General features: G+C 45.8%; 12 protein-coding genes. 4 read left to right on the forward strand and 8 right to left on the reverse strand.

What is annotated here, in order from left to right; all coding sequences use genetic code 11:
- Positions 1-9: 9 nt before the first annotated feature.
- A complete protein-coding gene (gene can, locus ACLIIY_RS01570) occupies positions 10-678 on the reverse strand; it encodes a carbonate dehydratase (RefSeq protein WP_005439355.1) in 669 nt (222 codons plus the stop codon).
- 283 nt (positions 679-961) lie between these two features.
- Between can and ACLIIY_RS01575 the strand changes: the two genes are divergently transcribed.
- The 4 genes from ACLIIY_RS01575 to ACLIIY_RS01590 all read left to right on the forward strand — a co-directional run bounded on the left by ACLIIY_RS01575 (position 962) and on the right by ACLIIY_RS01590 (position 5,627).
- Positions 962-2,632: a SulP family inorganic anion transporter gene (locus ACLIIY_RS01575; RefSeq protein WP_020196604.1), complete on the forward strand. Its 1,671-nt coding sequence runs from the start codon at positions 962-964 to the stop codon at positions 2,630-2,632.
- 236 nt (positions 2,633-2,868) lie between these two features.
- Positions 2,869-3,786 carry an ABC transporter ATP-binding protein gene (locus ACLIIY_RS01580; protein ID WP_434528023.1) on the forward strand — a complete coding sequence of 306 codons (918 nt, stop codon included), beginning with the start codon at positions 2,869-2,871 and terminating at the stop codon, positions 3,784-3,786.
- Positions 3,786-4,556, forward strand: a complete 771-nt coding sequence (locus ACLIIY_RS01585) for an ABC transporter permease (protein ID WP_005439358.1) — start codon at positions 3,786-3,788, stop codon at positions 4,554-4,556. The genes ACLIIY_RS01580 and ACLIIY_RS01585 overlap by 1 nt, the downstream gene beginning before the upstream one ends.
- Before the next feature lie 141 nt (positions 4,557-4,697).
- Positions 4,698-5,627 (forward strand): Kdo(2)-lipid IV(A) acyltransferase, encoded by a 930-nt coding sequence (locus ACLIIY_RS01590; RefSeq protein ID WP_039984552.1) that lies wholly within the window; start codon positions 4,698-4,700, stop codon positions 5,625-5,627.
- A 62-nt stretch (positions 5,628-5,689) separates the two neighbouring features.
- Here the strand turns inward: ACLIIY_RS01590 and panC are convergent, their stop codons facing one another.
- The 7 genes from panC to sfsA all read right to left on the reverse strand — a co-directional run bounded on the left by panC (position 5,690) and on the right by sfsA (position 11,646).
- Positions 5,690-6,592, reverse strand: a complete 903-nt coding sequence (gene panC, locus ACLIIY_RS01595; RefSeq protein ID WP_132697874.1) for a pantoate--beta-alanine ligase — start codon at positions 6,590-6,592, stop codon at positions 5,690-5,692.
- An 11-nt stretch (positions 6,593-6,603) separates the two neighbouring features.
- The gene (gene panB, locus ACLIIY_RS01600) at positions 6,604-7,398 is read right to left on the reverse strand and encodes a 3-methyl-2-oxobutanoate hydroxymethyltransferase (RefSeq protein WP_005439361.1); all 795 of its coding nucleotides are present in this window, start codon (positions 7,396-7,398) and stop codon (positions 6,604-6,606) included.
- A 24-nt stretch (positions 7,399-7,422) separates the two neighbouring features.
- Positions 7,423-7,908 carry a 2-amino-4-hydroxy-6-hydroxymethyldihydropteridine diphosphokinase gene (gene folK / locus ACLIIY_RS01605; protein WP_041058649.1) on the reverse strand — a complete coding sequence of 162 codons (486 nt, stop codon included), beginning with the start codon at positions 7,906-7,908 and terminating at the stop codon, positions 7,423-7,425.
- Positions 7,905-9,272, reverse strand: coding sequence for a polynucleotide adenylyltransferase PcnB (gene pcnB, locus ACLIIY_RS01610; RefSeq protein WP_434528024.1), 1,368 nt, complete (start codon positions 9,270-9,272; stop codon positions 7,905-7,907). Before pcnB ends, folK begins: the two co-directional genes overlap by 4 nt.
- A gap of 101 nt (positions 9,273-9,373) precedes the next feature.
- The gene (gene gluQRS, locus ACLIIY_RS01615) at positions 9,374-10,237 is read right to left on the reverse strand and encodes a tRNA glutamyl-Q(34) synthetase GluQRS (protein ID WP_039984547.1); all 864 of its coding nucleotides are present in this window, start codon (positions 10,235-10,237) and stop codon (positions 9,374-9,376) included.
- Between the two features lie 109 nt (positions 10,238-10,346).
- Entirely contained in the window at positions 10,347-10,793 is a 447-nt protein-coding gene (gene dksA, locus ACLIIY_RS01620) for an RNA polymerase-binding protein DksA (protein ID WP_005439389.1), read from the reverse strand.
- Positions 10,794-10,929: 136 nt separating this feature from the next.
- Positions 10,930-11,646: a DNA/RNA nuclease SfsA gene (gene sfsA / locus ACLIIY_RS01625; RefSeq protein ID WP_020196598.1), complete on the reverse strand. Its 717-nt coding sequence runs from the start codon at positions 11,644-11,646 to the stop codon at positions 10,930-10,932.
- Positions 11,647-11,679 lie beyond the last annotated feature (33 nt).

Below are 11,679 nucleotides of genomic sequence, written 5' to 3' on the forward strand. Positions count from 1 at the left end.
CTTCTCAACTCATCGACACAGTAGTTTGTTATCTGTGTTCAGGATAGTAGAGAGTGCTTTTTGGTAAGACGCTTCCACCGTTTCTTTCGAGTTTGAGCGAATGCCCAAGTACTCTAAGCGTCCATCTTCAATCCCATATACCACGCCATGAATCTCTACGTCTTGCCCACGCTCCCATGCGTTTTGCATGATGGTCGAGTTACCCAAGTTGTAAACTTGCTCTGCAACGTTGATTTCACCAAGTTTGTCAGCTCGGTCCTCAAGTGGCATTTGGTCTAGGTAAGGGCGGTGTTTGAAGTAAAGATCACGAATGTGAAGTAGCCAGTTGTTGATGAGGCCAAGTTGAGGATTATCGATTGCAGCGTTGACGCCGCCACAGCCATAGTGACCACAGACAATAATGTGCTTCACTTTTAATACGTCGACCGCGTATTGCACCACAGATAGGCAGTTTAGGTCGGTGTGGATGACCTGGTTTGCAACATTTCGGTGAACAAATAACTCGCCCGAGAACAGCCCTGTTAGTCGCTCTGCAGGAACACGACTGTCTGAACAACCAATCCATAGAAAGTCGGGCTTTTGACCTTCCGCTAGTTTTGCGAAATATTCTGGGCGATCAGATTTGATTTCTTCTGACCACTTAGAGTTATTTTCGAATAATTGTTTAATTTCCGGCATCTGACATCTACTTCCCTAAAAATTAAAAAAACCAACCACTCACCAGTGCTTATAAAGCGATCAGCGCTGTAACTATACACAATGTTACAATTTCGATCCCGTTAAATATTCATTCAAGATGACTCATCTGACTAGTTCTCGCTGTGAAAATCATAAAATATGCAGACATCATTCAGTATGCGAATAAGCCTAGCGAATTCGTGGTTTTATTGTGTTTTTTTCTTTGACGAAATATTTGTTAGATTGATGGCATTTTGTCTTTTTAATGCAGGGAGCAAATTCAATGTTCGGTAGTCGCTTTAAGGATATCAACTTGAAAGGGGATCTGTTTGGTGGCGTCACCACGGCCATTATTTCACTTCCTCTTGCGTTAGCCTTTGGTGTCGCATCTGGTGCTGGCGCAGAAGCAGGCTTATGGGGCGCGATCATGGTGGGGCTTTTTGCTTCGCTGTTTGGTGGCTCAAACACCCTGATATCGGAACCAACCGGTCCAATGACAGTGATCATGACCGCCGTACTGACCAGCATGATGGCCAAGTACCCTGAAACGGGGATGGCAATGACCTTTACCGTTGTAATGATGGCGGGGGCATTCCAGATTGTGCTCGGTACATTAAAGCTCGGTAAGTACGTTACGCTGATGCCTTACAGTGTCATCTCCGGCTTTATGTCGGGTATTGGTGTCATTTTGATTATCTTGCAGCTTTCGCCCCTGTTAGGCCATGCCGCGCCCTCTGGTGGGGTTATCGGGACGTTATCGGCACTGCCAGACACCATTTCTAACCTGAAGTTTAGCGAGTTATTTTTGGGCTTGCTGACGCTAGGTATCCTGTTTTTCTTCCCTAAGCAGTACCGTAAATACGTCCCAGCTCAGTTAGTGGCATTGGTTGCAGTCACATTGCTTTCGGTCATCCTATTTGATGCTGAAGATATTCGCCGAATTGGTGAAATCCCAGCAGGTTTGCCGTCTTTAGTTGTGCCGCACATTGATCCGGCGATGTTTACCGAAATGGTCATTGATGCCTTAGTGCTGGGCACATTAGGTTGTATTGATACCTTGCTCACGGCTGTTATTGGTGACTCTTTGACGCGTAAAGAGCACGACTCAGACAAGGAATTGCGCGGCCAAGGCTTGGCAAACATGATTTCTGGTCTGTTTGGTGCACTACCTGGTGCTGGCGCGACAATGGGAACCGTAACCAACATTCAAGTTGGTGCTCGCTCGCCCTTATCTGGTGTGATTCGTGCTTTGATTCTGGCGCTGGTGGTATTGGTTGCAAGTGGGTTAACCGAGCCGATTCCGATGGCGGTGCTAGCGGGTATTGCAGTGTATGTTGGCTTTAACATTCTTGACTGGAGCTTTATTCAACGCGCGCACAAGGTCAGTTTCCCAGGCATGGCCGTGATGTATGGCGTAATGCTATTAACGGTGTTTGTTGATTTGATTGTCGCCGTTGGCCTTGGTGTATTTATCTCTAACATCATCATTATTGAACGTTTAAGCCGTGAACAAGCACGCCAAGTTAAGGCGATCAGTGATGCGGATGAAGACGATGTTCCGCTGACAGACAGCGAGAGAGGATTGTTAGATAGAGCCAATGGCAAAGTATTGTTCTTCTATCTTTCTGGGCCAATGATCTTCAGTGTTTCGAAGGCGATTTCGCGTCAGCATTCCAGCATCTCGGATTACGAAGTGATGATTCTCGATCTGACGGATGTCCCTATGATTGATGTGACCGTTGGCTTGGCGCTAGAGAACGCCATCAAAGATGCTTTGGATGCAGAGTGTGAAGTTTATTTACTGTGTCCAAACCAACGTACGCGTGAGCAGTTAGAGAAATTCCACGTGATTGATTTGGTACCTGATGAGAACACCTACAAGTTCCGCTACGAAGCATTGAATGCTGCGGTAAAACATGTAGAAACCGATGAACATCAAATGCTAACCATGTAGTCTAAGTGACTTATTTAAAAGCGCTACCAGAGAGATCTGGTGGCGCTTTTTGGTAAATGGAATCGAGGATTTATAGTTATTTCTAATTTTATAGAAAGGTTTATTTGTATTCATCGTTATTCAACGATAAACTAATTCAACTTCAGTGCAATACCGCTTTCGACTCTTGAGTCGCTATCAATGATCCCCACGGTATTGGCATTCACGATTCATCAACAGATGGCAATTATTACGCAATGTACGCATTAGAAATTGAACAGCTTCGCAAGACCTATGCGGGCGGATTTGAAGCGTTGAAGGGCATCAGCCTACAAGTCGAAAAAGGTGACTTCTACGCGCTTCTAGGGCCGAATGGTGCAGGTAAATCAACCACTATTGGCATTATCTCTTCTTTGGTAAACAAAACCTCGGGTACGACTAAGGTTTTTGGTTACGACATCGATACGCATCTTGAATTAGCGAAGCAGAACCTAGGCTTGGTGCCACAAGAATTCAACTTCAACCAATTTGAAACGGTTGAGCAAATTGTAATGCAGCAAGCGGGCTACTATGGCGTATCCAAAGAGCTTGCTAAAGTTCGTGCGGAAAAATACCTAACTAAGCTCGATTTGTGGGAAAAACGCAAAGAGCGCGCACGTAATTTATCAGGTGGTATGAAGCGTCGCTTGATGATTGCCCGTGCTCTGATGCATGAGCCTCAGCTGTTGATCCTTGATGAACCAACGGCGGGTGTGGATATCGAATTGCGCCGCTCTATGTGGGATTTCTTGAAAGAGATTAACCAAGAGCAGGGCATTACTATCATCCTAACAACCCACTACCTTGAAGAGGCAGAAATGCTGTGTCGCAACATCGGTATCATCAATAAAGGTGAGCTGATCGAGAACACGACGATGAAAGCGCTGCTAGGTAAACTTCGTGTTGAAACCTTTATTTTCGATGTCGAGTTTGAAGGTGAAATGCCGATGTTAGAAGGGGTAAATAGCCAGATGATGGTGAACGGCTCTTTAGAAATTGAGCTGGATAAGAGCCAAGGTTTGAACTCGGTATTTAGTCAGCTTTCTGAGCATGATGTGAAAGTGCTTTCAATGCGTAACAAAGCCAACCGTTTGGAAGAGCTGTTTGTCAGCATTGTACGTGGAGGTAACCAATAATGTATAAGTTGTATTGGACAGCTTTCTGTAGCTTGTTGACCAAAGAGATAAACCGCTTTACTCGTATTTGGGTGCAAACCTTAGTTCCGCCAGCGATCACTATGACATTGTACTTCATCATCTTCGGTAGCCTGATTGGTTCTCGTATCGGTGAAATGAACGGCTTTAGCTACATGGAATACATCGTGCCAGGTTTGATCATGATGTCGGTGATCACTAACTCGTATTCGAACGTCGCATCGTCATTCTTTAGCTCCAAATTCCAACGCAATATCGAAGAGCTGCTCGTTGCACCGGTACCAAACTACATCATCATCCTTGGTTTTGTTATGGGAGGCGTGGTTCGTGGCTTGCTGGTGGGCACCATCGTTACTTTCGTATCGCTGTTCTTTGTTGATCTGCAAGTTGACCATTGGGGCATCATTATCGCAACGGTGTTTATGACGTCTGTTGTGTTCTCACTAGGCGGTTTGATCAATGCGGTATACGCAAGAACGTTTGATGATATCTCTATCATCCCTACGTTTGTTTTAACGCCGCTGACCTACCTTGGTGGTGTATTCTACTCAATCAGCCTATTGCCAGAATTCTGGCAAGGCGTGTCTAAGTTGAATCCAATCGTCTACATGGTGAATGCGTTCCGCTACGGTTTCTTAGGCGTGTCTGATGTAGGCATTGTCACCTCATTTAGTGTTCTGACCGTATTTGTTATCGCACTTTACGCTGTGGCGCATTACCTCGTGACTAAAGGTATTGGCTTGAGAAGCTAAAACACAAGAACAGAAAAGAGCAGTCATAAGAGCTGCTCTTTCTTTATGCACATCGATACATTCCCATACAAATTTTCGACTTCTAACATGCTAGGTTTCATTCAACTGTCGTAAATGCATTTGATGCAAATGAGTGAAGCCATGAATATTGTCCCCTCTCCATCTTTCTCTTTTAAATTGCTTCTTCCTAAATACTGGTCTGTTTGGTTCGCCTTTGGTCTTTTGGCGCTGATCGTCAATCTGCTTCCATACTCAGCCTTACGTTTTCTGGGGCGAGGTATTGGCTCGCTTGCGATGCCGGCCATGAAACGTCGTAGAGGCATTGCTAAGCAAAACTTAAAACTCTGTTTTCCAGAGTACAGCGCTCAAGAATGCGATGAATTGGTAAAGACAAACTTTAAATACACGGGTATGGCGCTTATCGAGACGGGAATGGCTTGGTTTTGGCCTGATTGGCGAGTGAAGCGTCTAGCCAAGGTGGTCGGAAAAGAGCGTTTACTTGAGCAAGAGAGAAATGGACGAGGTGTGCTGGTGGTGTGTAGTCATCACCTTAACCTTGAAATGACGGCGCGTATTTTTAGCCAGTTTGCTAAAGGTTATGGGGTGTATCGACCGAACTCGAACCCAGTTTATGAATTCGTCCAGCATCGTGGACGCACTCGCTGCGGGCACCAAATGATTGATCGCAAAGACGTGAAATCGATGCTCAAAGTTCTGAAAAATGGACAGCGATTGTGGTACTTACCGGACCATGATTACGGGGTAAATAATTCTGTTTTTGCGCCGTTTTTTGCGGTTGAACAAGCGGCAAGTACGGTGGGTTCGAGCGTGTTGATTGATGCGACTAAGTGCGCTGTGATGTCCGGAGTGACGGTCATGAGTGGAAACCAATATACGCTTTATATCGGTCATGATCTTAGCCAGCAGTTTGAGCGACGTAATCCTGTCAAAGCGGCCAGTATTTTGAATCAAGAATTAGAAGGAATGATCAGAAGAGATATTCCAGCATGGATGTGGCTGCATAAGCGATTCAAAACGCGTCCTGAAGGGCTTGAATGCGTTTACTCATAAATCCATTCATGAGATACAAAAAAGGTCGGTGTAGTGCCGACCTTTTCGTTTATGCATTTCGCTTATTCAGCGCTTGTTGAATTCGCTTCGCTTGATTCTTCTTCTTTGGTTTCGACAACCATATCAACCGTTTGGTTGTCGATAAGGCGAGCTTTACCTAAGAATGCAGACATCAAGATCACCGCTTGAGTGGTCTCTGCAGTAATAGCTTGAAGTGTGCGAGCATCACGAATGAAGATTTCATCAGGCTGTAGACCTGCTGCACGCAGTTGGTCGTTCGCATCTTCAATCACAGAAGCATAATCGTCACGGCCGCCGCGCATAGCACTGCTGATCCAACGCATAGTGCGAGCGAGAACTGGAGCACGTTGGCGCTCATCAATCGTCAGCAGACCATTACGAGAACTCATCGCTAGGCCATCCATTTCACGTACAGTTGGTACGCCAATGATTTCGATGTCCATTGCTAGGTCATCCACCATCTTGCGAATCACAGCAAGCTGTTGGAAGTCTTTCTCACCAAAGCAAGCCACATCAGGCTGAACGATATTGAAGAGCTTGTTTACGATGGTGGTAACACCACGGAAGTGACCCGGACGAGAAGCACCTTCAAGGATGGTTGATAAGCCTGGTACGTCAACAAACGTTTGTTTGTCCAAGCCTTCTGGGTAGATGATTTCTGGTGTAGGAGTGAACACCATTTCTACGCCTTCGCCACCTAGCTTGCTTAAATCTTCTTCTAGAGTGCGAGGGTAGTTATTTAAATCGTCTGCACGGTCAAACTGCATCGGGTTTACAAAGATGCTTACGACAACGACATCAGCGTATTCACGAGCCTTACGAACAAGCGTCAAGTGACCTTCGTGTAGATTGCCCATGGTTGGAACAAACGCCACTTTGCGACCTTCACGCTTAAAGGTTTTCACCTGTTCACGAATCGCTGAGATTTCCGCAAAAGTTTGCATGCATTTATCCTCTAGGCAATAGTGTGAGCTGCGTCTGGGAATGCACCGCTTTCGACATCAGCCATGTATTGAGCCACGGCTTTGCGCATATCGCCTGTTTCAGCAAGGAAGTTTTTCGAGAATTTTGGCATGTAGTTCGCCGAAATTCCAAACATATCGTGCATTACAAGAATTTGACCATCAGTCACGTTACCAGCACCGATACCAATCACAGGTACATCAAGTACTTGAGTAATACGGTCCGCCAATTCAGCTGGAACACACTCTAGCAAAACAATTTGAGCGCCAGCTTCTTGCAGTGCCAGTGCGTCTTTCACCATGCGATCCGCTTTTTCTTGGTCGCGGCCTTGTACTTTGTAACCACCAAAGATGTTTACAGATTGAGGTGTTAGGCCTAGGTGAGCACAAACAGGAACTGCACGTTCAGTTAGCATCTTAACCGTATCAACTAACCAATCGCCGCCTTCGATTTTTACCATATTTGCACCAGCACGCATTAGCGTTGCTGCGTTCTCACACGCTTGCTCTGGCGTTGCGTAGCTCATAAATGGCATATCAGCCATCAATAGGCAATTCGGGCTACCAGCGCGTACACAGCGCGTGTGATAAGCAATATCTTCAACGGTTACCGGTAATGTATCGTTTTTACCTTGCAGAACCATGCCTAGAGAGTCACCGACCAATAGAACTGGCATTTCTTGGCTTTCAAAAAGTTGGGCAAAGCTTGCATCGTATGCAGTTGAAGTAGCAAATTTACGACCTTCTTGCTTCCACTTAATCAGGTCGTTAATGGTCATTTTTTTCATTGTTTTATCCTCACTAGGAGTTGGCTATGACTGCCAAATATTGAGGCCGTTACGATCTACTTGTGAAAGTAGTGACGACACCTCGGTCCCGTCTGGGAGTTGTAAACTTGGTGCAATTTCCGCAAGAGGGTAGAGTACGAACTCGCGCTCTCTCATTCCATAGTGTGGAACTGTCAGTCTTTCGGAATCGATCACCTCATTGCCATAAAGAATTATGTCGAGGTCCAAAGTTCTTGGACCCCAGCGTTCATCTTTACGGACACGCCCTTGCTCTTGCTCAATCGCTTGGGTGCAATCGAGTAGCTCAAGAGGCGTCAAATTGGTTTTTATCGCCACAACCGCATTGATGTAATCCGGTTGGTTTTGTGGTCCCATCGGTGTACTGCTGTAAAGTGATGAAGCCTGAACAAACTCAGAGTTTGGTAATGTTTTAAGGGCTTCGATCGCTTGCTTCGCTTGGCTGACAGGATCAGCCAAGTTACTGCCTACCGCAATGTACGCTGTGATCATGACCTTGGCTTACTCTTTTTCTTGCGGTAAGTTTTACGGCGGCGTTGACCGGTTTTAGGCGCTTGGCCGTCTAGGTCCGCAGCCATAGCTTGGCGCATTTCTCGGCCAGCATTTTGGAAAGTTTCCCACCACTTGGCAAGCTTCTGAGTATCACCGCCTTCAATTTCACCGCGCATTTCAAGAAAATCAAAGCCAGCTCTAAATTTGTTGAGCTCCATTAGGCGGAATGCACGTTTACCGTTGCGTCGTGGAAGGCGTAATTGCAGTTGCCAAATTTCACGAATCGTTGCTGTGTGACGGCGTGGAATGGCAATGGTACGAACTTGGTCATCAAGAATGATGTTGCTCGCTTCCATGATGGCATCGTAATGGCACAGGTTACGCTGTTCCATTAGTTTATCTGCCATGGCACATAGCGGGTACCACAGCATCGCTGCAAACATGAACGCAGGATTGATGCGCTTGCCTTCTTCGATTCGCATATCGGTCGAATCAAGCACTAAATCTAGCATTTGTTCGGTATGAGATTCGTAATCTTCAGTGAAGTGCTCAGCAATTACAGGGAACAGCTGTTGGAACAGGTTGTATTCGCGCAGCAGGTGATAAGTCTCTAAGCCGTGACCAGATTGAAGCATCTTCAACGATTCTTCGAAAAGACGTGCTGATGGGATATCACGCAGTAGCGGTGCCATCTCTTCAATCGGTGCTGCGGTGTCTTCTTCGATATCGAAGTCGAGTTTCACAGCGAAGCGAACAGCACGCAGCATGCGCACAGGGTCTTCACGGTAACGGGTTTCTGGGTCACCGATTAGACGAACAAGACGGTCCTCTAGATCTTCAATACCACGAGCGTAGTCGTGAATAGAGTAATCTGCGATGTTGTAGTACATCGAGTTAATCGTGAAGTCACGGCGCTCTGCATCTTCATCAATAGTGCCGTAAACATTGTCACGAAGCAGCATGCCTTCTTTAGACTGCTGGGAAACGTTCTTGTTCTTTTGCTCTTGGTGGTGACCACGGAAGGTCGCAACTTCGATGATGTCTCGGCCAAACATAATGTGGGCAAGACGGAAGCGACGGCCAATCAAACGGCAGTTTCTAAACAGCTGTTTGATTTGTTCTGGTGTCGCGTTAGTTGCGATATCAAAGTCTTTTGGTTTTTGTCCAAGCAGTAAGTCTCGAACCCCGCCACCCACAAGAAAAGCATCGAAACCGGCACCGTTTAGTCGGTATAGCACCTTCAGTGCATTATCACTGATCTGCTTACGCGAAATGTTGTGCTCTTCACGAGTAAGTACATTGAGAGCGAGTTCTGGGATCATGGCAGATTCGCTTGTTGTATTGTCGTTTGTATTCATGTGCATCTGGCAATAACTGGGTTTAATCCAATCTTGCTTTGGTTAGTTTTTACGCCTCTAGGGCCAATTTTGCGGCTAATGATAGCCTACACAGTGCCGTTTGAGAATCACGGTGTGATCTCGATCTCCGCTGGAAGCTGTTGCAAACGCCAATTTTCACAGCCCCAACGTAGGATTTCGTCTACGTTAGCGGCTCGAATGTCGTCAGGAATATCGAATCCTAAAAACGTCATTGCATGCAGCAGAGCTGGCTTCGGATTAGCGACATCAATGGCTGTCGCATGGTTTTGTTTCGACAGTTTGTTGCCGTTAGTGTCCATCGCCAATGGTAAATGCAAGTAGCTAACTTCCGGTTGTCCAAGAATTTGGTACAAGCTGATTTGACGACCTGTGGGCTCAATTAAGTCGGCACCACGGACGACTTCAGTCACCCCTTGGTCGATATCGTCTAATACTACCGCAAGATTATAGGCAAATAATCCATCTCGACGTTTAATAATGAAATCTTCATTTACTAACGCTTCAGGAATGGTCATCAAACCATGCTTCTGATCGAGGAAGTTGGCGATGGGCTTGGTCATTTTTAGGCGAATCGCACCTTCTTTCAAGCCTTTGTCGCGGCAAGTGCCGAGATAATAACCACCATGTTCTTTTATTTGCTTGCGTGTACATTGGCAATAATAAGCATCGCCATTCTCCAACCACGCATCAATTTGTGCTTGATATAAGTGGTGTCGTTCACTTTGATACACCACTTCACCATCCCAGTGGAGTTGATAAGCTTGGAGCGCATTAAGAATATCTTCTGCTGCACCAGGCATTTCTCTCGGCGGGTCAAGATCTTCGATACGAACGAGCCAAGTCCCTTGATTGGCTTTTGCTTGAAAGTAGCTGCCAAGAGCGGCAACTAAGGAACCAAAATGTAATGGTCCTGAAGGGGATGGGGCAAATCGACCTACATAGCGTGTCATGCGTGTATCTCGAAAGTATTCGGGTAAAACTAGAAGTTTAGCGTTAAAAAGCTAGTCAAAACAAAAAGGGAGCCTGAGCTCCCTTTCAATAATCATAATGCGTGGTTGATTAACCTTGCATCTGTTTCTCTTTGATTTCTGCAAGTGTTTTACAGTCAATACAAAGGTCAGCAGTTGGACGCGCTTCTAGGCGACGAACGCCAATCTCTACGCCACAAGATTCACAGAAGCCGAAATCGTCTTCAGTAATTTTGTCTAGAGTCTTTTCGATCTTCTTGATCAGGCGACGCTCACGGTCACGGTTACGCAGTTCTAAGCTGAACTCTTCCTCTTGAGAGGCACGGTCAACTGGATCTGGGAAGTTCGCTGCTTCGTCCTGCATGTGGTGTACAGTGCGATCGACTTCTTCCCTGAGCTGATTACGCCAAGCTGTTAAGATCTTTGTAAAGTGTTCAACCTGCTCTGGTGACATGTATTCTTCACCAGGCTTTTCCTGATATGGCTCCACACCGGCAATGGCTAGGATGCCTATCGTTTTCTTCTTTGATTCTGGCATACAGCATCTCCTACTTACACCTAGTCAACTGCATCGCAGTCAATTTAAGGCGGGTATCTATAGCAAAAAGAGGCGGTGCAGGCAATTACTGAATCGCAAACTTATCGTCAATGTGAAGACGACATCATTTTTTCTCTCAATTGATAAATTCAATAGCAGAGATTAGCTTGACTTCAGTGTTGCTCAGTTCGGCTTTGTAGCAGAGAACTTCTACTCCAGCGTCTTGTGCTTGTTTTAGTAACGTTGAATATTTCGCGTCTATATGGTGCGCCGCAGATACTTTTTCAATACCTGAATGTAAAACAGTGAATAAAAGTATGGCTCTACTTCCAGTTTGTGCCATTTCTGTGAGCTCTCGCAGGTGCTTTTGTCCTCGCGTGGTCACGGCATCAGGGAAATAACCTTGTCCCGATGAACTTTCCTCATCAAGTAGGGTGACGCTCTTCACTTCTATATAACACTTTGATTTATCACTTGCGCTGAGCAAGATATCAATTCGGCTATTTTCATTGCCGTATTTCACTTCAGTTTGAAGTTGGTCATATCCCGACAGTTCCGAAATGACATTATTTTCAATTGCTTCTACCGCCAGTTGATTGGCACGAGCGGTATTTATACAAATACGATGCCCTTGTGGCGTTTCGCTCAGCTCCCAACTGTTCGGGTATTTGCGTTTCGGGTTATCAGAAGTGGAATACCAAACTTTATTGCCTGGAGTGGCACAGCCTGTCATTGCGCCAGTGTTCGCACAGTGAATTGTTCGAATCTCACCGTTATCCAATTCGATATCGGCAAGGAAGCGTTTGTAGCGTTTGAGTAGAGTCGCTGACTCTAGAGCAGGTTCGAATTGCATTTGCTTATTTAGCCAAGAGTGTTTTTATGTACA

Origin of the sequence: Vibrio sp. K4 (assembly GCF_051122595.1) — a bacterium.
Lineage (GTDB): Bacteria > Pseudomonadota > Gammaproteobacteria > Enterobacterales > Vibrionaceae > Vibrio > Vibrio owensii.